Consider the following 22394-nt stretch of genomic DNA (forward strand, 5'->3'; position numbering starts at 1 on the left):
TCTCTCCCCGGGCAATGTCAGCTCTTTACCAGCGTCACCTGGTGCACGTCGATATTGCCGGCGCGAAAGCCGCCCTCGCAATACATCAAGTAATAGCGCCACAGGCCCACGAACCTGTCGTCGAACCCGTCAGGCAAGGTGCCGCGCGCCACGACCTGGTCAAAATTCTCGCGCCACATGCGCAAGGTCTCTGCATAGTCGATCCCGAAATCGTGCTGGTCTGTCCATTCCAGCCCCCGCTCTTGCGCCAATTGGCGAAACTCGCTGGTCCGGATCAGCAGCCCTCCGGGAAAGACATAGGCCTGGATGAAGTCCGCGCTTTCGGCATAGGCGTCGAACAGGTCGTCCTCGATCGAGATATACTGGATCGCGGCCCGACCGCCCGGCTTCAGATTGCGCGCGATGCAGTCCATAAAGGTCGGCCAGTATTCGCGCCCCAGCGCCTCGACCATTTCGACGCTGGCGACTGCATCATATTGGCCGGTAGTATCGCGATAATCCTGCTTCAGGAAGCGCACTGTGTCAGGTGCATGGGCACGGGCCCAGGCCAATTGCTGGTCAGACAGGCTGATCGCATCGACCGCCGCGCCGCGTTCGGCTGCTGCCTTGGCCAGCGTGCCCCACCCGCAACCGATTTCCAGCAACGATTGGTCAGGCCCGACAGACAGGCGATCAAGGATCGCTGCCATCTTGGTGGCTTGCCCCTTATCGAGGTCTGCCTGATCCGTTCCGAACATGGCGCTGGAATAGGCCATTGTTTCGCCCAGCCACGAAGAATAGAAATCGTTGCCCAGATCGTAATGCGCCTGGATGTTACGCTCTGACCCTTCCTTCGTATTGCGATTGAGCCAGTGGGCGCGTTTCAAGGCCCGGCGCCAGAAGCTCTTTGCCCGTGCAGCATCGCCCAACGAGCGTGCATTGTCGCCAAAGGCAGCAAAGATCGGAACAAGGTCCGGGCTGGTCCATTCGCCCGCTTCCCACGCCTGGTACCAGCCAATCGATCCATGGGTTGCGAGCCGGAGCAGCGCGTGCCAGCTGGTGACACGGACCTCGGCCTCAAATCCGGGCTGGCGACCGCCCAGCAGGCGGGTGCTTCCATCCGGTAGATGGCCCAGGATAGAGCCTCGTTCCAATCCCGCATCGATCCGGTCCAGCACCTTGCTGAATCCCGGCGCGAGCAAGCGTGCCAGCAGCCCGGGCGCACGTTCGAAACGCGCCGCGCCCTGCAGCAGGCCCATGCCCCGGTTTGTCCCTTCGCTCGCCATGGCGAAACCTATGCCGCCCTGCCCTGCGACGGGCAAGGCTGCGCGGGCGTCATTTGGTGACCTGTCCCAACTTTGGTAAGCCAATGAAAGGAGAGACATCATGATAAATAATCCGGTCGTTCGGGCAATTGTTGCAACAGTATCTGGGTTGCTGGTGGCAGTGTTCGTGATCGCAGCTGTCGAGAGCGCGGGTCACATGATCTTTCCTCCGCCGGAGGGCCTGGATCTCACCAAGCCTGCCGATCAGGCAAGGCTGATGTCGGTGATCCCCTTCGGGGCGCAACTGGCCGTTGTGATTGCCTGGTTCCTTGGTGCCTTTGCCGGGGCCAGTGTTGCCACCTATCTCGGACGCAGTGTCATTCCGGGCTGGATCGTGGTCGGCTTTCTGGTGTTGGCCAGCATCTGGACCACCCAGATGTTCCCGCATCCGATGTGGATGATCGTGGCCGCCGGGGTTTTGCCTGTTTCAGCGAAATTGTTGGCGGACAAACTACTCGCCGCGCGACTCAATCCTTGATCGCGCGATAGGCTGCCAGCGCCCGTTCGCGGGCCTCTTTGTGGCCGATGATCTTGGCGGGATAGTCCTGCGGCAGACAACCATGCTCTTCCGGGTCATGGATGTAAGGCGTATCCAGCTCTGATAGCTCCGGCACATAGGTGCGGATATAGCCTGCAGCATCGAATTTCTCCGACTGACTGAGCGGCGCCATGATCCGCACGAACATATTGCTGTCCACGCCGGTGCCACTAACCCACTGCCAGTTGGCGCCGTTGCTGGCATAGTCGGCATCGACCAGTGTATCCCAGAACCACTGCTCGCCCACGCGCCAATCAATCAGCAGATGCTTGATCAGAAAGCTGGCGGCGATCATCCGCACGCGATTGTGCATCCAGCCCGTCTGCCACAGCTGGCGCATTCCCGCATCGACAATGGGGTAACCCGTCTGGCCCGTTTGCCACGCCTTCAGATCGGCAGCGGCCTGGGGATCGCCGTCCGGATCGCGCCACTCCAGCTTGTCGAAATCTTCGCGATAGGATTGCTTGGCATAACTGGGCGTCTGGCAAATCACGTTCTGGGCATAGTCACGCCAGATCAGCTCTTTCTCGTAGGTTTTCCAACCCTCGCTGCGTTTGTCTTTCAACGCATGCCAGATCTGAACCGGGCTAATCTCGCCGAAATGCAAATGGGGTGACAGACGGCTGGTCTTATCGACCGAAGGCAGATTGCGGGCCTCGTCATAATCGATCACGGGGTCTTCCCACTCCGCCAGCCGCTCATGCGCAGCCGCTTCGCCGACCTGCCAGAAATCGCGCATGCCGCCAGCCCAATCGGGGCGCGTGGGGAGCAGGTTCCAATCTTCCAGCGTATCGCTGCGGGGCCAGCTATCGGGGGATGAAAGCGTGTCCGGCTCCGGCACCACATCGCGTGGCGGGAATTGCGCGAGCGTTGCCTTCGAAAATGGCGTGTAGATTTTGTAGGGCGTGCCCGATCCGGTTGTCACCGCGCCCGGCGGCAGCAGGTAATTGCCGTCATGAAGCTGGAGGTCGAGCTTGTCCGCCAGCTCGCCCTGCGCCTTGCGCCACCACGGCTCGTAATGGCGATTGGCATGGATGGTTTGCGCCCCGACCTCTTCGGCAACCTTGCACAATTCCTCCACTGCGTCGCCGCGCCGCAGGACGATCTGCGCATTTCGCTGGCCGAAGGTCTTCGACAGGCTCTCCAGTGAATGATGCAGCCACCAGCGCGAGGCACCGCCGTAGGCATGGCTGCCGGCACGCTCGTCATCCAACACATACACCGCGACAACCGGGCCCTGCTGGGCCGCGTGATAAAGCGCGGGATTGTCCGCCATGCGCAGATCGCGCCTCAGCCACACAATTTGAGGTTTCGCCATATTGGCTTAGCGCCTCACTCGGCGAGAGGTTCCTGCGTTAAAGGCTCGCACCGCACATTAGGGAGTGCCACGGTGAACCGGTCCCTGGCCAATGGATCATAGAACCGCGCATCCCGCATGATCACTGAGCCGTCGTCCGCCCGTTCAGCGAAGGGCGAGCGTGACCAAAGCATGAAGGCAGCGGCTTCCTTCGACTGCTCAGCCGCATTCCCGGGAATAGCGCAAAGAACAGCTTCGGGAGCTTTGTAGTCATAGCCAATATCGGTGCCGGTCCACGCATCGGAAAACCAGCGCCCGTCTTCGGTCTGGATAATCCGTTCGCGGACCCAGAATGCGAATGGCGGCGGGCTGGCAATTGCTACAACAGGGTAAGGCTCTGCCATGATGCCGCGATTGGTCTCTGCCAGATAGGTTATCACCCAGTTCAATCCGATATAGGCGAGCGCTGCAGTCAACGCGATCCGCGCTGGCTTCATCCACTCCTTGCCACGCTTCTCGCGCCGCAGAGAGAACCACGTCGCGAAGCCCATCAGCGCCCACAGCCACACATCGATGATGAACAGCGTATCGCCGTAGAACCATTGGTTCGAAAACGGTTCCAGCAGACGGATGCCATAGACATTGAGCCAATCGAGCGCCGGATGCGTCAGACAGCCGATAAAGCTGAGCAGGAACAACCATTTGAAGCTGACCGGGCGACGATCTTCGGGCCGTTTGCCACGGCTCGCCTGCCAACGGTCAAACCCATAGAGCAACCCTGCCAGTATTAGCGGCAACAGCACCAATGCGGGCGGCCCGTGGGTGATCCCGCGGCGAAAGCCGAGATGTTCCTGCCCCTCCAGCCAGAAGAAACAGGCCGCATCAACATCTGGCAGATTCGCCCCGATGATGAGCGCGGGCATCGCCAGCCCGGTCTTTTTCTTAAGGCCCGCTTGCCCGATTAGCGCGCCGACCAGGCTGTGAGTGAGATTATCCAACGGTGTTGACCCCTAGACCGGGTCTTGCGCTGTTCCGCTCACCGTCCAGGTCTGTCCAGTGCCGAGCAGTTTCGCCAGATTGGCCGTCTTGCCCGCCGTCGATTTTGCGCGCTCTTCAGCCACCGAGGCTTCGAAGGTCGGGCGTGGATCGTCATAGAGGACACCCAGCGCCATCGGGAACGGACCAAATGGCATTTCGACCAGCATATGCGCGATCACGCGGTTGGTGGCGTCATGGACCAACACACCCGCCTCTTCCCAATTCTCCTCGGTCGCATCGACGACTTTGAGCGCCAACCCGTCGCGATCGAGCGCAATGCCCTTGTCCAGGCCTGTCTTGGGGTCGCCGAACAGCATCGGCTTGCCATGTTCGAGCCACAGCTGGCGGTCGCCGGCACCCTTGGGCGCGGCGAAATCGTCAAACACATCCTTGTTATAGACGATGCAGTTCTGGAAAATCTCGATGAAGGCAGCGCCCTGATGGGCATGGGCTGCCTTGAGCACGTCGGGCAGGTTCTTCGATACATCGAAGCCGCGGCCGACGAAGCGAGCCCCTGCGCCCAGCGCAAAACTGGCGGGATTGGCCGGACGATCGACCGACCCGACCGGGGTCGACGGACTCTTGGTCCCCTCGCGGCTGGTGGGCGAATATTGCCCCTTGGTCAGGCCGTAAATCTCGTTGTTGAACAGCATGATCTGCATGTTCACATTGCGCCGTAGCACGTGGAGCATGTGGTTACCGCCGATGGAAAGCCCATCGCCGTCGCCTGTTACCAGCCATACATCGAGATCGGGATTGGCCAGCTTCGCCCCCGTCGCCAGTGCCGGAGCGCGGCCATGGATCGTGTGGAAGCCATAGGTCTCCATGTAATACGGGAAGCGGCTGGAGCAGCCGATCCCGCTAATGAAGACCGTGTTTGACGGATCACAGCCCAGCTGCGGCAAGGTACGTTGCACGGCTTTCAGGATCGCATAATCCCCGCAACCTGGACACCAGCGGACCTCCTGGTCCGTTTCCCAATCCTTCAGAGTGGTTTCGATTTTCGTCATCTCGTTCATGACAACGCCTCCTCGATGGCGGCTTCAAGTTCGGAAATGTAAAATGGCTGCCCGCTCGTCTTGGTCAGCGGTTGGGCGTCGACCAGAAACTGGTCGCGCAGCACGGTCTTGAACTGGCCGGTGTTCATTTCGGGCACCAGCACCTTGTCATAACTCTTGAGCAATTCACCCAGGTTGCCGGGCAGCGGCCAGATATGGCGAACATGGATCTGGCTGACATCCATACCCTTCGCGCGGCTTCGGTTCACCGCCTGATGGATGGGGCCATAGGTAGAGCCCCAGCCAACAACTGCGAGTTTGCCGCCCGCCTCGCCGACGGCGATTTCCTGGTCGGGCACGGCAATGCCCAACACCTTGTTCTTGCGCGCATCGGTCATCGCCTGGTGGTTTTCCGGCCCATAATCGATGTGGCCGGTGCCTTCCGCCTTTTCGATGCCGCCGATGCGGTGCATCAAGTCAGGCGTGCCGGGCTTGATCCAAGGGCGCGCACCCTTGGCATCACGCGCATAGGGCAGCAATTCCTCTTCGCCATTGTCGTTCCGGGCGTTCTTCTGGTCGAGGAACTTGACCGGAAATGGTGTGTAGCTGGCCGGGTCCGGCACTTTCCACGGCTCGGCAGCATTGGCGATATAGCCATCGGTCAGCAGCATGACCGGGGTCATATACTCCACTGCGATACGGCACGCCTCGATCGCGCAATCGAACGCATCGCCGGGGCTGCAGGCGGCGATGACCGGCATGGGTGCATCGCCATTGCGGCCATACACGGCCTGATACAGATCGCTTTGCTCGGTCTTGGTTGGCAGGCCGGTCGACGGGCCGCCGCGCTGACTGTTGACGATGACGAGCGGCAGCTCGGTCATGATCGCCAGGCCCATTGCCTCAGTCTTGAGCGCAATTCCTGGGCCAGAGGACGACGTAACGCCGAGGCTACCTGCCCAGCTGGCGCCGACAGCGGCACAGATCGCGGCAATCTCGTCTTCCGCCTGGAAGGTGGTAACGTCATACTCCTTCAACCGCACCAGATGATGCAGGATCGCGGAGGCAGGCGTGATCGGATAGCCGCCGAAGAAGATCGGCAGATCGGCCAGTTGCGCACCGGCGACGAGGCCCACAGACACCGATTCCGCGCCGGTAATCGTGCGATACAGACCCGGCTCCGTCGGCTTGGCCGGCATCGCCACCTGCTTCAGCGGGCCAGAAAGCTCTGCCGTTTCGCCATAGGCATGACCGGCATCCAGCGCAGCAATATTGGCACCGGCAATGTCCGGCTTGTTGGCGAATTTCTGCTTCAGCCAGTCATGGATCGGCTCACGCGGGCGATCGAACATCCACAGCGCAAGGCCTAGCGTCCACATATTCTTGGACCGCAGCGCATCCTTGTTGCCAAGGCCGAACGGCTTGACAGCTTCGATTGTCAGGGCACTGATATCAAACGCCAATGTGTCATATTTGGCGAGCGTATCATCGTCCAGCGGGCTGACATCATATTTCGCCTTGTCGAGATTGCGCTTGGTAAACTCGCCCGTGTCGATGATCACCAGGCCGCCCGGCTTTAACGCGGGCAGATTGGTCTTCAAAGCGGCCGGGTTCATCGCCACCAGTACATCGGGCGTATCGCCCGCGGTGTTGATCTCGCGGCTGCCGAAATTGATCTGGAATGCCGACACGCCGAACAACGTGCCTTGCGGGGCGCGGATTTCCGCCGGGAAATCGGGGAAGGTCGCAAGATCATTGCCGGCCAGCGCAGTAGACAGCGTGAACTGCCCCCCGGTCAGCTGCATGCCGTCGCCGCTGTCGCCAGCAAAGCGAACAACAACTGCGTCGGCTTGTTCGGAAGTTTCGGGGCGTGGTGCCGCCTCAGTAGCCATAGTCTATCCTTCTTGCGCCAGTCCGTGCGCTCGGCCCGTCTGGGGGCTTGCGACCTAGGTGCGCCGATGCAGCGCGGCAATCAAGTTTTTCTGTCCCACATGCTAACAGTCTACGCGATCAGCAAAGTAGACAGGCCTGCCTTGCGCACCCTATCCCACCCGATAAATCGGGAGAGACAGAATGAATGACGGCAATCCCTTCGTGCGCGATGATGTGGCAGCCTTCCTCGCCTTGCTGGAACAGGCAGGCGGCCCGCCGATCAACGAAGTCTCGCTGGAGGAAGCGCGCGGCGCCTATATGGCGCTGCACCAGATGGCTGACCGCCCGGCCCGTGATCTCGCCGTGATCACCGATCTGACATGCCCAGGCCCGGGTGGCGATATACCCCTGCGCCTGTATGATTCCCGTGACAGCCGCGATCCTGGCCCGGTGATCTGTTTCTACCATGGCGGCGGATTCGTGATCGGCGATCTCGATACCCACCACAATCTGTGCACCGAAATCGCGCATCAGATGGATTTGCCCGTGGTGGCGGTCGATTACCGGCTCGCGCCGGAGCACCCCTTCCCCGCCCCGATCGAGGATTGCATTGCCGCCAGCCGCTGGATCGCTGACTCGCCCGAAGCATTGGGCCGCCCGGCCACCGGCATTATCCCGATTGGCGATAGCGCGGGCGGCAATGCGACCATCGTTGTAAGCCAGGCGCTGGCCCGGCAACCGGCGGACACGCCTGTCCTCCTGCAGGTGCCGATCTTCCCGCTCGCCAGCGACTCGGCAGGCTCAACCAGCCTGGAAGAATTCGCCGAGGGATTTGTCCTCACCAAGGTCGCGATCGAATTCTTCGAAGCGGGCTACCAGCCCGACAAGGCCGATCCCCGAGCCATGCCGATCCTGGGCAGCCATGCGGGCACACCGCCCTCGATCGTAGTCACCGCCAGCCTCGATCCGATCCGCGATTCCGGGCGTGATTATGCTGCGGCACTGGCGCAGGCCGGGATTGATCATGTGTTCCTGGAGGTTGCCGGCGGCACTCACAGTTTCACCAATCTGCGACAGGCAGTGCCCAGCTACCAGACCGAGCTTGAGCGGGTCTTTGCCGCGATGAAGCTGATGCTGGCGGGGAACGCCTGACCATGACCGGCAATCTCGGTTACCGTCCCTGCGTGGGCGTGATGCTGGTCAACGCGCAGGGCCAGGTCTTTGTCGGCCAGCGCCTCGACAATCCTGGCAGTGATGCGTGGCAAATGCCGCAAGGCGGGATCGACAAGGGCGAAGAGCCTGAGGCCGCCGCCTTGCGTGAACTGCGCGAGGAAACCGGCCTCGCGCCCGATCATGTCAGCATCATCGCCAGGATGGACGAACCCGTGCGCTACGATTTGCCCGAGGATCTGGTCGGCCGGATCTGGGGTGGCAAATATCGCGGGCAGGAACAGGAATGGTTTCTCGCACGATTAACCGCAGGCGACGACGCCATCGACATCGATGCCGACGACACGCCGGAATTCTCGTGTTGGAAATGGGCCGATCCCGAAACCCTGCCTGAGTTGATCGTCCCCTTCAAACGACACGTCTACCGCCAGGTACTGGAGGCATTTCGGGAGCTGGTGTGAGGAATGGCGGCTAGTGACCTCTGTCTCGGCCATACGGGTCGAGCACTACGTTTAACATAAGCGGGCTCAGGAGAACCTTATATAGCCGGTCATCTATCTCCATGAAGCTGCCAGACCATCCTGCTATTGCCTATCAAGCCAAAGATAGAAGTGCGCTGGGGAGCAGAAAAAGTCCTCCCAAATGTCTTCGCCAGCAACGTCTTCGCCGCACCACTGGCAAACCTGGCCTAAAGACTTGATTGTTTTCCTTGCTGGGCGGGTCATCATGTTACTGGTGTATTCACCTTCCTGCGTACGGTCCTCACTTACAGAATTCATCAATCGCTCAGCATCGGCAAGGTTCAGCCTACAAAGTTCATTGCCCGCCTCTGCTCCCTTACGCCACCACTCGCAGGCCTTTACCAAATCAATGGGTGTGCCACTTCCGGCGTGGTAGAAATTGCCTACATTCAACGCGGCACTTACATCACCCTGCTGGGCAGACTTAAGATACCATTCGAACGCCTTCACAAAATCCGTATTGGTGCTGATGCCACGCTTATAACGATGGCCCAGTTCTCGTTGGCTGTTGCTGTCGCCTTGTTCCGCTGCAAGTTGAAGCCAATTGAAAGCAGCGTCTTTCTCGTTGAAGCCATATTGGTCACCTTCAAGCAATACAGCGAGCACATACTGGGCTTCCGGCATGCCTGCGCTGGCTGCTGCTGTAAGATGCTTGCGAGAAGCGTTTACATCTTGATCAATCGTCTCACCAAGCATGAGTTCACGGCCAAAGAGAAAATGCCCAAATTCGCTCCCTTCTTCTGCCGATTGCTGGATCAACTCCAGATATTTGTCTGGTGCTTTCGAACAGCCGTCTCCTTTCAGATAGAGCAATGCAAGATCGGCCTTTGCATCCGCTGCTCCTAATTTCTGTGCCGCCTCGGTGTCTGAGTTTTTGGCGGCCTCCTCAATCCAGTAGAAAGCGTCAGCCTTATCTTGGTCTACACCAATTCCGCGGAGACGAGCCCTACCATACGTCAGTGCAGCCAGCGACACGCCTTGTTCAGCGGCCAATTTGGCATAACTCGCACCCAGCTCCCGATTTCTTGGAACTTGCTGGCCGTTCCAATAGCGCCAGCTAAGACTATTCATCGCTGCTTTGTTGCCTAGTTCTGACGCGGATTTTAGCGCACTAATGCCCTTCGGTATGTCTGCTGACCACCTGTTCCCGTCCAAATACAGAATACCAAGCCAATACCAGGCTTTGTCAGAACCCGAGTTGGCAATGTTTTCGATTTCCTCAAGTGCGCGTTTCTTTGTTATATTTTTGGATGCTTGTTCAAAGTTAGAAACCTGTTTGCGAAGTTCTTCGTCTTTCACTTTGCCCAATCTATTTCTCCACCTTCCATCGAGTTGGATAATATTAGCTATAGTCTTACTAAGGCAAGAAATTGCCAGTAACACCGCGAATGGTCCGAAATTGGCTCGCAAGCTGACATTCGCGGGTTACGGAACATAGGTCCACTTTTGGCCATGTCGATCTGGAAGCCGACCTTCCGCACTCTGCCCGCTGCAGGCCTTTGCGAAAACGTCGGTCAGTATTCGCCGAACTCGCCAAATCCCTACAAGCACCAGCGAGCCCGGTGAAAGACACTCAGTTCTGCGTCACCACGGCCTCGGGCATCACCGCTTCCGCAGTCAACACTCGCGGTTGCGGGCCGCGGGCGATGGCTGTGGCGAGCTTGCGGGTTTCGGGGCAGTTGGAACCGCAGAGCGACTCAAGGCGCGTCAGGTTCAGGCGTGCCTTTTCGACGGCACCCTTTTCCACCAGGGCTGCGCCCTCGCCCGACATGGCAGCGAAATTGTCCGGATCGCGCTTTAGCGTCTCGCGGTAATAGCTGATGGCCTTGCCTTGCAGCCCTTCGCGGCGCGAGGCCTCGGCAAGGTCAAGATAGATCGGGGTGAATGCCGGGTCGACGGCCAATGCCGCCTCGAACGAATCGGTTGCCTTCTGGGGTTGCCCCGCCGTCAGCGCCGCGCGTCCTTCGGCGATCAGGATCGCCGCGCGCGGATCGGGTTCGCGATCTCCGGCCTGACTCACACTCGCAGTGACTGCAAACAGCAGTGACAAAGCAGCGGCAGCAGGGGCGAAGCGCATCAGCAATTCCTTCCAGCGGGGATTCGCGGTTTCCAAGCCGTCAACCATACCGCCAGCGGTTAGCATGGCAACTGCGCGCGGGCGATGAAGAATCCATCCGTGTCGTCTTGATACGGTGTCAGGCGCATTCCCTGTCCACGCGCACTGCCCAGCGGCAAGTCGGGCGGATCGGCAACCCAGTCAGGATTGCGCAGCAAGAAACTCGCGAACCGGTCTGCGCCTTCAGCATCGAGCAGTGAGCAGGTGACAAACACCAACCTGCCGCCCGGTTTGACCAAATGCGCGGCAATATCGAACAGCCGATCCTGAATGTCGGCGAAGCGGGTCAGGCGCGAATCGCTTAGCCGCCATTTCGCTTCCGGTTTGCGCCGCCAGGTCCCCGTTCCCGAGCACGGTGCATCAATGAACACACAGTCTGCAGCGCCGGAAAACTCTTCGAGCGCCTCCAGTTCCTTGCCCGGATCGAGCAGGATGGAGCGGATCACACCTGCGCCCGCGCGCTCTGCCCGTGGAGCCAATTTGGACAGGCGCCCGCGATCAGTGTCGCTGGCCACCAGCACGCCCTGGTTTTCCATCGCAGCGGCTAGCGCAAGCGTTTTGCCCCCGGCCCCTGCGCATAGATCGATGACAGTTTCCCCGGGCTTCGCTTCGGCTGCGAGGCAGGCAATCTGACTGCCATGGTCCTGCACCTCGATCTGGCCCTCGCGATAGGCGAGCCATTGATCGACATGGCTGCCCGTCGGCAGACGCATGGCACAAGGTGCAGCGAGATGCTCTGCCTGCTCCGGCAAGACGCAAGTCTCCCGACTGGCCTTGAGCGCATTGACCCGGATATCGAGCGGTGCCCGGCCCCGCATCGCGGCCAGGGCTTCCCCTTCGATCCCGGATGCGGCGAGCTGTTTCTCGATCCAGGGTGGAGCCACGCCGCCTTCTGCGGGCGTTTCCCGGCTACCAATGGCTGGCGGGCCGTATTTGGACCCGTCGAACAGCGGTTTCAGCGCGCTATCCTCCTCCGCCAGTCGCAGCATCGCTGTGCGCCCTGTCTTGGGCACTGGTCCACAAGCCCGGATTGCGCCGTAGACCAACTCGCGCACCGCGCGCCGGTCCTTGGACCCGGCATAGCGATTGTTCCGTGCCCAGTCCGCGAAGATCCGGTCTGCCGGGGCGCCATCAGCGGTGGCCGCGGCGATTACCCGATCGAGGATTTCGATGGCAGCCTGAACCCTAGCAGAAGGGGTCACTGCTCCGGGTTCCGGTCCGGATTGGCACGATCAGAGAAGGCGCGATCGAACACGCCGTCCAACTCGTCATCGCCAGGAACAGGAATACAGAAATAGCGATACCGCGCAGGGAACTTGGCCATGTAGTCCTTACGATCCTCGAGGAACTTGGTGCCCTGCGCCTCGCACGCAGCCTGGCTGATATGCAGTGAATGCTGCAGTGCCATAGTCTCGGAAGGCTTGTCGGGATCGAAGCCGATAATGATCAGAAGGTAGGGGATTACAAGTTCCATCACAGTCTCCTACCGGGTCGGGTAATTGGGCGCCTCGCGGGTGATCGAGACATCGTGGACATGGCTCTCGGTCAGGCCTGCCCCCGTGATGCGCACAAATTGCGCACGCTCGCGCAGATCATTGATCGTGTGGCTGCCGGTATACCCCATCGCCGCCTTGATCCCGCCGACTAGCTGGTGGACTACATCCTTGGCCGGGCCTTTGTACGGCACCTGCCCCTCGATCCCTTCCGGAACCAGTTTGAGCGCCGAAACATCCTGCTGGAAATAGCGATCGGCACTGCCGCGCGCCATCGCACCAACACTGCCCATTCCGCGATAGCTCTTGTAGCTACGGCCCTGATAAATAAAGGTTTCACCCGGTGCCTCGGTGGTGCCAGCCAGCATCGAACCGATCATCACGGTCGATGCTCCGGCGGCCAGCGCCTTGGCCGCATCACCGCTGGTGCGCAGCCCGCCATCGCCGATCACCGGAACGCCGGACTTGGCCGCTTCCTCAGCGCTTTCCATGATCGCGGTCAGCTGGGGTACGCCCACTCCTGCCACCACGCGGGTGGTGCAGATCGAGCCCGGACCAATCCCGACCTTGATCCCGTCGGCCCCGGCCCCGATCAGGGCTTTGGTTGCCTCAGCAGTGGCGACATTGCCGGCGATAATCTGGACCGAATTGCTCAGCTTCTTGGCCCGCTCGACAGCCCGCGCCACGTCCTTGTTGTGACCGTGCGCCGTGTCGATAATCACCACGTCGACTTCGGCGTCGATCAGCGCTTCGGTCCGCTCGAATCCCTTGTCGCCCACGGTCGTCGCTGCGGCGACCCGCAAGCGTCCGCCGCCATCCTTGGTCGCGTGCGGGTAATTGACCGCCTTTTCCATGTCCTTGACCGTGATCAGGCCGATGCAGCGGTAATCGTCATCAACCACCAGCAGCTTCTCGATCCGGCGCTGGTGCAACATCCGCCGCGCCTCTTCCTGGCCGGTACCCAGCGGCACGGTCGCAAGATTGTCGGTCGTCATCAATTCGCGGACCAGTTGGCCAGGATTCTCGGCGAAGCGGAGATCGCGATTGGTCACGATCCCGACCAGCTTGCCTGCGGTATCGGTCACCGGAATGCCGCTGATGCGGTGCTGGTCCATAATTGCCTGCGCATCGCCCAAAGTCGCCTCGGGCGTGATCGTGATCGGATTGACCACCATGCCGCTTTCAAACCGTTTTACCGCGCGTACGGCGGCGCATTGATCGTCGACATCCAGATTGCGGTGCAAAACGCCGATCCCACCCATCTGGGCCATCGCAATCGCCATATCCGCCTCTGTCACCGTATCCATCGCAGCGGAGACGACCGGGATATTGAGGCCGATCTCGCGGGTCAGATGGGTACTGGTGTTGGCCATGCTGGGCAGCACGTCGCTTTCAGCCGGGCGTAGCAATACGTCGTCGAATGTCAGGCCGAGGGGAATGTCTTTGATGGGCACGAGGCGGCTTTCTAAACTGGAGCAGCGGGAGGAATCGTGCGCCGCCCCTTAACCGGAACCGCGCCGCGCGGCTAGAGGGAGTTCCTCACTCCTCCCCGACCGGATAGGCGACAGTGCTGCCAAAGTGCTTCAAAAGCGCAATATGGAGGAAGATGTCGTCTGTGGCGCCGCCCAATTCCATATCAGGCGACCATTCGTCATTGGCCTTGTGATAGGGCCCGTTGAGGAATGCGGAGAACGCCTCTTCATCGCCAAAGGAACTGGTCACCAACACCACCGGCACATCGCGGCTGAGCAAAGCCCAGCCATCCTGACGGCGGACAAATTGCTGATGCTCTTCCAGCACGTCCAGCTCGACACCGATGGCCTCGGTCACCTGTTTAATACCGGCATCGAGCGGCGTGCGCTCCCACCCGATAACCGTCGCCGGGGCCCCGCGCGGAGCGATGGCGACTGTATCCATGTTGAAGGCCGCCACGATTGTCGGGAGCGGAAATGGCGGATCTTTGGCGAAGGCTTCCGCGCCCAGCAGGCCCAGCTCCTCCGCCGTGGTGCCCATCACGTACAGATCACGGTCGAGCGGGCCGTCTTGCGCGATCCGGCGTGCAGTCTCCAGCATCACGCCGATCCCGCTCGCATTGTCGACCGCGCCGTTGCACAGTCGGTCTTCCGCATCCTCGGGTCCGCACATGCCCAGGTGATCCCAATGGGCTAGCAGCATCACTGCGCCACTATCCGGAACCGAGCCGGGAAGCTTGCCGATCACATTGGCCGTCTCGGTCCGGTCTACCGCGAAAGTACCACTGATCGCCACCGGCGTACGGCGCTGGAAGGCCCCTGCCTCTTGCTCCTGCGCCAAAGCGAGCAGCGAGGGCACATCATGCCCCACCGCTTGCGCAAATTGCGCAGATGCCTCTGGCGAAAGGGCCACATAGGGCACCGCACCCGGCTTTGCCGAGGAAAGGCCCCAGCTTCCGCGTGCGAAGGACCGACTGGCCTGGCCGAAACGCTGCGTATCCTCTTCGCCGAACAGGATGATGATCGCATCGAAGCCCGCATCGGACATGGTCCTGCCCTCGCCCGCAAAGATCGCGTCGGCAAACATCACTGCCGAGCGTCCTTTTTGCGATCCGTCCGGCGGCGGCTCCGCGCCAGGTGCCAACACTGTCAGGCGGCTATCCTCGATAGCCAGCGCTGGTTGATCATGCCGGACAACCAATTGATAACCGGAAATCGCCACATTGCCGATGGTAAGCTCTGCCGTTTCGGGCCGGATCCGCACCAGTTCCACCGGCTGGCGCCAGCTGCCATCTGCTACCCCTGAAACAAAGCCATAGCTTTCGAGCGCATCGACCAAATAGGTCTGCGTCTTGCGACCGCCTTCGGTGCCTGGCTCGCGCCCGCCATATTCTGCCGATGCGAGGGTACGAATGTGATTGTCCAACGTGGCTTGCGCCAGTTCGAACTGGCGTTCTGCATTGGGTGTCGTCTGGCATCCTGCCAGTGCCAGCACCGCCAATGCGGCAAAAACGCCTCTTGCCCCGATCATATGCGCCCCGTTCTTTCCTGTTGCGCGGCAGCCCTATTCCGCTGTCCAGCCGCCGTCGATACTCCAATTTGCGCCCGTCACATTCCCCGCTTCTTCGCGGCACAGGAATACGGCCAATGCGCCTATCTCGTTTGGCTGGACGAATTTCTTCGTCGGCTGCTTGGCAAGCAGGACATCGTTGATCACTTCCTCGCGCGATAGGCCGCGCGCTGTCATCGTATCGGGGATCTGGCCTTCGATCAGCGGGGTCCAGACATAGCCAGGGCTGATGCAGTTCGCCGTCACGCCTGTTTGCGCCAGTTCCAACGCGATTGTCTTGGTGAACCCGTCAATCCCGTGTTTCGATGCGTTATAGGCGCTCTTGAAGGGCGATGCGGTTTTCGAATGCGCGCTGGCGGTGTTGATGATCCGGCCCCAGCCCTTTTCCTTCATCGAAGGCACAGCCAGCCGCGTCGTGTGGAAAGCCGCTGTCAGGTTGAGTGCGATAATCAGGTTCCACTTGTCAGTCGGGAAATCCTCCACCGCGCTGACATGCTGCATCCCGGCATTGTTGACGAGGATATCGACCGGCCCGGCATCCGCCATCATCGCCTCGACCGCTGCCACATCGGTCAGGTCGGTGTCGAAATGTGTGGCGCCTCCCATCTCTTCGCGCAGGGCGGCGATTGCCTTATCCTCGCCGAAACCGTTGAGGATCACTTCGGCACCTTCGGCATGCATGGCACGCGCGACTGCAAGCCCGATTCCCGAGGTTGAACCAGTGACCAGCGCACGTTTGCCGGAAAGGGACATCGATAACTCCTGCCTAATGGGTGGACGTGCAGCCGGTTTTGCGGGCAAAGTGGCGCATGTCCAGCCCAATTGACGGGTGAAGAGAGTTTCGGGGAGCGGGAATGCGGCTTAATCCATTCAACACAGACAATATCCGGGTTCGTTCCAGCGGCGGCGGGGGACGTGGCTTCCCTGGCGGCGGCGGAGGCAAGGCGGGCTGCGGCACGCTCGCTATCGTGCTGGTCGGCGCGCTCGTTTTCGGGATTGATCCGGGCCAGATGCTCGGCGTGGTGGACGGCGCGCAACAATCAGCGCCGACCCAGCAGCAAGGCGGCGCGTTGAGCGAGCAGGAAATCTGCACCAGCAGCGAGTACGCGCAGGAAGCGTGTAACGCTCTGCAATCGCTCAACCAGACATGGGAGCCGGAATTCCGCCGTGCCGGTATTCAGTTCGAACAACCCTTCCTCGATCTGTATCGCGATGGCCGGGTCAGCACACAGGGATGTGGCAATGCCTCCTCTGCTGCCGGGCCGTTCTACTGCCCCGCTGACATGGGCATCTATATCGACACCAGTTTCTATGACACGATGGCGCGCCAGATGGGTGCCGGGGGCGACTTCGCCCGCTATTATGTGATGGCGCATGAATACGGCCATCACATCCAGAACCTGACCGGCCTCGCCACACAGGTGCGCAGCCTGCAGCAGCAGAATCCGCGCCGGTCCAATGAATTACAGGTCCGGATGGAGCTTCAGGCCGACTGCTATGCCGGCGTCTGGGCAGGCAAGAACCGCAACCTGATCGAACGCGGCGATATGGAAGAAGGCATGCAAGCAGCCAGCGCGATCGGCGATGACACGCTGCAACGTAATGCGGGCCAGCGGATCAATCCCGAAGGCTTCACCCACGGCACCAGTGCCCAGCGCATGGAAGCCTTGCGTGCCGGGCTACAATCCGCAGATGACACCGTTTGCGACCGCTACTTCGACTTCAGGTGAGTATCATGATCAAGACAGCACTATCGTCCAGCTTCGCCATGATGATAATGGCGGCGAGTGTACCCCTTGCGGCACAGGACGAGCCCGAACGGGTCGATAAGGGGCCTGATGTTGAAGACGTCGCAATGACCCCGATCCAGGACCTGAACCTGGCCAAAGACGAGATTCCGGCGGTGCTCGCAACAGCCGCAGCTGATCCCTATGCCACCGGCGACCTGGGCAATTGCCGGGCTATAGGCAATGAAATCGGCGATCTGACAGCGGTGCTCGGGCCCGATCTCGATGTCGAGGACGGGGAAGACGGCTTGAGCGTTGGCAAGGCTGCGCAAAGCGCGGTGGGATCGCTAATCCCGTTCCGCGGCATCTTGCGCGAAGTGACCGGCGCTGCCGACAACCAGCGCAAATTCGAAGCGGCCATTCTCGCCGGAGCCGTCCGTCGCGGTTTCCTGAAAGGCCTGGGGCAACAGCGCGGTTGCGCCTATCCGGCCCGCCCTGCCTTCACCGGCGAAATCACGGTCAAGGATGGGGACGAATAGCGGCCGAAAGGGCGCCATCCTTCACTCGGTGCGGATGACGCCCCCTCGCTAAGAGCTCCTTGGGGGGTAGCTCTATTCGGTGAACTTCAATCGGCTTGGTTGAGCTCGCGAATGGCTTGCTCGACGCCGGCCAGAGCTTCGCGGCGTTGTGCATCGGTCAGGCTGCGTTCTTCACGGATCGCTGCGCGCGCTTCCTCGAGCGCTTCAGCCGCCATCTGGCGGGCGTCCCGCGCAATTCCCTCTGCACACAGGGCAAAGGCGAAGGTGCCATCGCGCGATGTGATGCTGCGCGCCTGGCCATCGGCCTTGTCGCAATCCAGCTTGGCCAGTTTGGCCACCTTGCCTTCGAATTCCTTGCCGTAGCGAAGCTCGATCCGGTTGCTCAAACGCTCGCCCAATTCTTCCCAGCGGATTTCGCGGTCTTTCAGACGCTTTTCGAGGCGTTTCTCGAGCTTCTCGCGATCTTCGTCGGACAGGCCTTCGCCATCTTCGTCAAAGAACGCGAAGGTGTTGACCCTGCGATTGACGATCTTGACCTTGCCGTCTTTGCCCTTGCGATTGATGACCGTCACGGTCTCTCCGTCATCGCTGTCGAATTCACGCTCGATCACGATGCGGCGGGTTTTCTTGCCGTCTTCACCACCGCCCATTGTCGCGTCGAATTCTTCGTCAAGCGTCGGGGCAAGCGGAGCCGCAGGTGCTTCAGGCGCCCTGGGTGGAGCAGGTGGAGCTGGCGGCAATTCAGCTGCCGGAGGCGCAGGCGGCGCAGGTGGTTCTCGCATCGTTTCCGCGTAGGAAATCGACGCCGTCAGCGGCAGGGCCAGTGCGCCTGCCAGCAGCAGCGCACGGCCGCCCCAGCGACGCGTGGTGGAAATATCGGACATTTTCAGGCTCCTCAAACGATGGATAATCGATTTGTCGCCAAGCACCGGACAGGCCATCGGAGCGGCCAGCGCAGCTCCTCTGGCAAAAGCGGGACCTGCAGCAAAACTGGCTATGGTATGCGCATATGTTGCACGCATCTCGGCATCCGCAGTCCCCACGACGCGCGCATCGCACGCCGCCTCCTGGTCGCGCCGCAAGGCACGCCAGCCAACCCAGCCGAGCGGGTTGAACCAATGCAGCGCGAACAGCGGCTGCACGGCGAAATTCACAATCAAGTCGCCCCCGCGATGGTGGGCCAGCTCATGCGCCAGCGCGAGATCACGCACCGAACGATCGGACAGGGCGAGGAAGCGCGGCGGGAGGGCAACGACCTTGTCGAACACACCGAAGGCCAGCGGCGTTTTGGTGGCAGGCGTCTCGACCAGGCGAACACCGCCCTCGCGCCCCACTTCGCGGGCATCGGCCAGCAGCGCGTCCCGCATGTCAAAATAGGCGCGAAACCGCATCACCATGAAGACCACAGCACCGGCCAGCCATATCGCCAGAAGAAACGGCACAATGTCAGAGAGTGACATCGCAATGCTCGTCGCGGCTGCAGGCACGGGCGTTCCTATAGACTCCGCCGACATCAGAGCGGGATTACTCGCAATCACCATGACAGGATCGGCGCCTGGTGCGGCGGCAACCTGTGGATTCGGGTTCATCCAGGCCGGCAGGGTAATGCCCGGCATGATCAGGCGCAGGAAAGGGAGCAGCCACAGGGCATAGGCTGCCTGAGGCCCGAACCAACGGGATACCGGCCGGCGTAACAGCAAGACGAATCCGATCAGCGCGCCTGTCCACAACAGGGTTTCCAGCAGCCAGCTCATGGGCGCAGCTCCTTCAACAGCGCCTCAATCTCAGCCAAGTCATCATCGGTCAGCGCCTCGGTATCGGCGAGATGCGCCACCAGAGAGGCGGCTTTTCCTCCAAACAGTCTATCGACCAACCGGCGGCTCTCGCCCCCAACATAATCGGCGCGGGCAATGGCGGGGGTGTAAAGGAAGCGGCGACCGTCAGGCTCGGTCGCAACCGCATCCTTGGACACGAGGCGCGAAAGCAGCGTCTTGACCGTGGCCAGGCTCCAGTCGCGGCTGCGGCAGACAGCTTCGCACACTTCGGCAGCGGTCAGCGGGCTTGTCTCCCACAGCGCTTCCATAACGGCATGTTCGGCCTCGCTGATTTGCGGCGGGGCGGATTTCCGATTGCTGTCCCTCATGCTCATCTCCCGTGATGCGCTACTGACTACATCTGTAGGCATAACGATTACGTCTGTAAACATGAAGGCTGGATGAACATGCATCGCCCATCGACGAACGACATTCCTGGCAAGATTATCGGGCGATTTGCGGCATTTGGCAAAGCAGGTTAGCCTGTACGCAAGACACGAGAGGAGCCCCCGAAATGCCAATCCTTGCCCTCGCCCCGTTTCTGGTGCTCGCCCCGTTGGCGGGCCAGAACGGCGATCCCAAGCCACCCACCGCAGAGGAAGCAGCACGGGAGCGGCCGATCGTGGTGACCGGCCAGCGCGAGGAAGAACGGGTTGGTGTCCAGTCCGATTCCCGCATTCGCAAGAAGCCCCGCTTCACCAACGAGAACATCCGCAGCGCCACCGGCATTGCCGGCCTTTCGCCGGGATCAGGCATGCGCCCGCTCAGCGGTCGCAATCCGGTGTTCAAGAAGCGTATCATCCAATGCGTCAGCGACAATGAAGCCATCGGGGAGCGCGCCACCTGTTTGCTGGCTAATGCGCAGGAGGATGTCGCTGCAGGCAATATCGGCCTTGGTGCTGACGCCTATCGCTACCTCGTATCGTCCGACGAATTTGCCGCAACCGAGCGACTGGCAGGGGGCCAGAAGCTGTATGCGCTGGGCGAAGAAACCGGCAATGATGGGATGCGCGAAGAGGCGCTGATCCGGCTGGTGGAAAGTGACACGCTGCCTGCCAACCAAGCGCGTTCTGCACGCCGGACCCTGGTGGCCATGGCGCTCAAACAGGATGATACCGTGCTGGCGATTGACCGGTTGGAAGATGTGGTCGCAGCCGACCCCGCCGATGCGCAGAGTCTCGCCAATCTTGCCATCCTGCTGCGGCGCGAAGGCCGCTCCGGAGCCAGTGATCGCATGCGGCAGGCCATCGCAGCGATTGAACAGTCGGGCCAGCCCGCCCCGCAAGCCTGGACCGATTTTGCCGAGGCTTCGGAATGAAGACGCTCTGGAAACATGCTCTCGCCCTTGTCGCGATGTTGTCCACGCCAGCACTGGCCGCACAAGACAGCGCGCCGAACCCGCCACCGCAACCGGAGTTCGAAACCGTTGATATCGTGCTGGAGACGACGTTGGGGGACATCACGATTGCGCTGGAAACCGAGCGCGCACCGATAACGGCGGCCAATTTTCTGCGCTATGTCGATCAGAAGCGCTTTGATGGCATCGTCTTCTATCGGGCTATGACACTGGGCCGGGGCGATGAACCCAACGGGCTGGTCCAGGCCGGTACACAATGGGACCCGGACCGTATCCTCGATCCCATCCCGCACGAGCCCACCACGCAGACGGGCCTGACCCATACCAATGGCGCTCTGTCCATGGCGATGGGCGAACCAGGCACCGCCAATGGCGATTGGTCGATCATGGTCGGCGACCAGACCGGAATGGACGCGAACCCCGAGGCGACCGATCCGATCTGGCAAAACGGCTATGCGGCATTCGGCTATGTCACGGCGGGGATGGATGTCGTGAAGGCGATCCACGCCGCACCGACCGATCCCGACAAGGGCGAAGGCTGGATGAAAGGCCAGATGCTGGCCGACCCGGTCACCATCGTGACAGCGCGGCGCGCTGGGCCAGAGTAAGAACTATTCCTTGAAAGAAGGCTGCCCGACCGGCTCGGTCGCTGTCGCAGGCATCGCGGCTTCCAAGCTGGTGAGCCACTCGGCAACATTCTCGCCAATCACTACTTGCGGAAGCGATGGCCGCAGGCGGCTGCTTTTTTCCCACTTGGCAATTTCCAGCTGTGCCTCGCGCGAGGCATCGGACAGGTTGACCGGCTTGCGCAGAGCCCGGTTGATCAAGGCGTCTCCGAAATAGGTCCAGTCATTCTCCGCCCGGCACCCGAATGACGGGCGCTCGGCATGTGCCGCCGTCAGGATCGCGGTGTCCGCACTCTTCAAAGGCTCCACGAACACGCCGGAATAGCAGGCACTTATCATCAGGATGCGCCGCTTGATCTCCAATTCTTCGAGTATCTTAAACAACCGTTTGGGCGAGAGGATGCCATAGCCGGTATCGCCATAGTGATAAGCCACGCCCATCGGCAGGCCATGGCTGGTTGAATAAAGGACCAGCACGTCCTCCTCCGGATCCATCAGCTCTGCGATCCGGGCCAACCCCAGTGTCAGCGCAGTGATCGAACCTTGCGGCAGATTGTCTCCGCCGCGCCCATCCGGCCCCGCCAGCACCAGCGTGCGTCCGTCGGCACCATAACGCCGGCCAAGAACCCGCCCTGCCTCGCGCGTTTCGCGCGAAAAGACCGGATCACTATCGAGCGCCACCGTCAGGACATAGGCATCGACCGTGCCGGGCCGATGCGGCTGAAGCTCTGCCAACGCCGCATCAAGCCGACGCCGCTCCTGCAAAATATCCTGCACCGACAGATTGCGCCGCAATTCCGGCCCCAAGGCCAGGCTCCTCTGCACCGCATCACGCGCTGCGCCACTGCCCAATCCGGGCCATGGCTGCGTGTGTTCAGGGGGTTGGTCGGGCACAGGCTCGGGCTGAGCCTGGGCTACTGACATTGTCGCAAAACCGCCCAC

22 protein-coding genes are annotated in these 22394 nt (G+C 61.1%); 7 read left to right on the plus strand and 15 right to left on the minus strand.

Going from position 1 to position 22394, the window contains the following annotated elements:
* Nucleotides 1–17 precede the first annotated feature (17 nt).
* Complete coding sequence (locus ABD653_RS03400) at nt 18–1265, minus strand: SAM-dependent methyltransferase (RefSeq protein ID WP_160780475.1); 1248 nt, start codon at nt 1263–1265, stop codon at nt 18–20.
* 100 nt (nt 1266–1365) lie between these two features.
* Between ABD653_RS03400 and ABD653_RS03405 the strand changes: the two genes are divergently transcribed.
* Nucleotides 1366–1782 carry a hypothetical protein gene (locus ABD653_RS03405; protein ID WP_160779864.1) on the plus strand — a complete coding sequence of 139 codons (417 nt, stop codon included), beginning with the start codon at nt 1366–1368 and terminating at the stop codon, nt 1780–1782.
* Here the strand turns inward: ABD653_RS03405 and ABD653_RS03410 are convergent.
* Genes ABD653_RS03410 through ABD653_RS03425 form a run of 4 tightly spaced genes read right to left on the minus strand, consistent with a single transcriptional unit; the run spans nt 1772 to nt 7067 of the window.
* Nucleotides 1772–3160, minus strand: coding sequence for a cryptochrome/photolyase family protein (locus ABD653_RS03410; protein WP_160779865.1), 1389 nt, complete (start codon nt 3158–3160; stop codon nt 1772–1774). The genes ABD653_RS03405 and ABD653_RS03410 overlap by 11 nt on opposite strands.
* A 14-nt stretch (nt 3161–3174) precedes the next feature.
* Complete coding sequence (locus ABD653_RS03415; protein WP_160779866.1) at nt 3175–4137, minus strand: metal-dependent hydrolase; 963 nt, start codon at nt 4135–4137, stop codon at nt 3175–3177.
* A gap of 12 nt (nt 4138–4149) precedes the next feature.
* Nucleotides 4150–5196: a 2-oxoacid:ferredoxin oxidoreductase subunit beta gene (locus tag ABD653_RS03420; protein WP_160779867.1), complete on the minus strand. Its 1047-nt coding sequence runs from the start codon at nt 5194–5196 to the stop codon at nt 4150–4152.
* On the minus strand, nt 5193–7067 hold the full coding sequence (locus tag ABD653_RS03425; RefSeq protein ID WP_160779868.1) for a 2-oxoacid:acceptor oxidoreductase subunit alpha: 1875 nt from the start codon (nt 7065–7067) through the stop codon (nt 5193–5195). Before ABD653_RS03425 ends, ABD653_RS03420 begins: the two co-directional genes overlap by 4 nt.
* Before the next feature lie 181 nt (nt 7068–7248).
* On the opposite strand from ABD653_RS03425, the gene ABD653_RS03430 reads away from it, so the two are divergent.
* Nucleotides 7249–8199 carry an alpha/beta hydrolase gene (locus tag ABD653_RS03430; RefSeq protein WP_160779869.1) on the plus strand — a complete coding sequence of 317 codons (951 nt, stop codon included), beginning with the start codon at nt 7249–7251 and terminating at the stop codon, nt 8197–8199.
* A gap of 2 nt (nt 8200–8201) precedes the next feature.
* Nucleotides 8202–8678, plus strand: a complete 477-nt coding sequence (locus ABD653_RS03435; protein WP_160779870.1) for an RNA pyrophosphohydrolase — start codon at nt 8202–8204, stop codon at nt 8676–8678.
* Between the two features lie 123 nt (nt 8679–8801).
* On the opposite strand, the gene ABD653_RS03440 is transcribed toward ABD653_RS03435, so the two are convergent.
* The 7 genes from ABD653_RS03440 to ABD653_RS03470 form a co-directional block, all read right to left on the minus strand.
* Nucleotides 8802–10037, minus strand: coding sequence for a tetratricopeptide repeat protein (locus ABD653_RS03440; protein WP_160779871.1), 1236 nt, complete (start codon nt 10035–10037; stop codon nt 8802–8804).
* Between the two features lie 274 nt (nt 10038–10311).
* A complete protein-coding gene (locus tag ABD653_RS03445) occupies nt 10312–10815 on the minus strand; it encodes a tetratricopeptide repeat protein (RefSeq protein ID WP_199801136.1) in 504 nt (167 codons plus the stop codon).
* 59 nt (nt 10816–10874) lie between these two features.
* Complete coding sequence (locus ABD653_RS03450; RefSeq protein WP_160779872.1) at nt 10875–12056, minus strand: RsmB/NOP family class I SAM-dependent RNA methyltransferase; 1182 nt, start codon at nt 12054–12056, stop codon at nt 10875–10877.
* On the minus strand, nt 12053–12328 hold the full coding sequence (locus tag ABD653_RS03455; RefSeq protein WP_160779873.1) for a hypothetical protein: 276 nt from the start codon (nt 12326–12328) through the stop codon (nt 12053–12055). The genes ABD653_RS03450 and ABD653_RS03455 overlap by 4 nt, the downstream gene beginning before the upstream one ends.
* A gap of 9 nt (nt 12329–12337) precedes the next feature.
* Complete coding sequence (gene guaB, locus ABD653_RS03460; protein WP_160779874.1) at nt 12338–13801, minus strand: IMP dehydrogenase; 1464 nt, start codon at nt 13799–13801, stop codon at nt 12338–12340.
* Nucleotides 13802–13886: 85 nt separating this feature from the next.
* Entirely contained in the window at nt 13887–15350 is a 1464-nt protein-coding gene (locus tag ABD653_RS03465) for a M28 family peptidase (protein ID WP_160779875.1), read from the minus strand.
* 33 nt (nt 15351–15383) lie between these two features.
* Complete coding sequence (locus tag ABD653_RS03470; RefSeq protein WP_160779876.1) at nt 15384–16142, minus strand: 3-hydroxybutyrate dehydrogenase; 759 nt, start codon at nt 16140–16142, stop codon at nt 15384–15386.
* 101 nt (nt 16143–16243) lie between these two features.
* Here ABD653_RS03470 and ypfJ point away from each other — a divergent pair, with 101 nt between their 5' ends.
* Both ypfJ and ABD653_RS03480 read left to right on the plus strand, forming a co-directional pair.
* Nucleotides 16244–17119, plus strand: coding sequence for a KPN_02809 family neutral zinc metallopeptidase (ypfJ, locus tag ABD653_RS03475; protein ID WP_160779877.1), 876 nt, complete (start codon nt 16244–16246; stop codon nt 17117–17119).
* A gap of 5 nt (nt 17120–17124) precedes the next feature.
* Complete coding sequence (locus ABD653_RS03480; RefSeq protein ID WP_234032199.1) at nt 17125–17655, plus strand: hypothetical protein; 531 nt, start codon at nt 17125–17127, stop codon at nt 17653–17655.
* An 86-nt stretch (nt 17656–17741) separates the two neighbouring features.
* Here ABD653_RS03480 and ABD653_RS03485 read toward each other — a convergent pair whose 3' ends face one another.
* Together ABD653_RS03485 and ABD653_RS03490 are read right to left on the minus strand one after the other, a co-directional pair.
* Nucleotides 17742–19409 carry a M56 family metallopeptidase gene (locus tag ABD653_RS03485; protein ID WP_160779878.1) on the minus strand — a complete coding sequence of 556 codons (1668 nt, stop codon included), beginning with the start codon at nt 19407–19409 and terminating at the stop codon, nt 17742–17744.
* Nucleotides 19406–19798, minus strand: coding sequence for a BlaI/MecI/CopY family transcriptional regulator (locus tag ABD653_RS03490; RefSeq protein ID WP_160779879.1), 393 nt, complete (start codon nt 19796–19798; stop codon nt 19406–19408). Before ABD653_RS03490 ends, ABD653_RS03485 begins: the two co-directional genes overlap by 4 nt.
* Before the next feature lie 185 nt (nt 19799–19983).
* On the opposite strand from ABD653_RS03490, the gene ABD653_RS03495 reads away from it, so the two are divergent.
* Together ABD653_RS03495 and ABD653_RS03500 are read left to right on the plus strand one after the other, a co-directional pair.
* Entirely contained in the window at nt 19984–20787 is an 804-nt protein-coding gene (locus ABD653_RS03495; RefSeq protein ID WP_160779880.1) for a tetratricopeptide repeat protein, read from the plus strand.
* Nucleotides 20784–21434, plus strand: coding sequence for a peptidylprolyl isomerase (locus ABD653_RS03500; RefSeq protein ID WP_160779881.1), 651 nt, complete (start codon nt 20784–20786; stop codon nt 21432–21434). The genes ABD653_RS03495 and ABD653_RS03500 overlap by 4 nt, the downstream gene beginning before the upstream one ends.
* Nucleotides 21435–21437: 3 nt before the next feature.
* On the opposite strand, the gene ABD653_RS03505 is transcribed toward ABD653_RS03500, so the two are convergent.
* A complete protein-coding gene (locus ABD653_RS03505; RefSeq protein WP_160779882.1) occupies nt 21438–22376 on the minus strand; it encodes a C13 family peptidase in 939 nt (312 codons plus the stop codon).
* Between the last annotated feature and the right edge of the window lie 18 nt (nt 22377–22394).

This window comes from Parerythrobacter jejuensis (assembly GCF_039536765.1).
Lineage (GTDB): Bacteria > Pseudomonadota > Alphaproteobacteria > Sphingomonadales > Sphingomonadaceae > Parerythrobacter > Parerythrobacter jejuensis.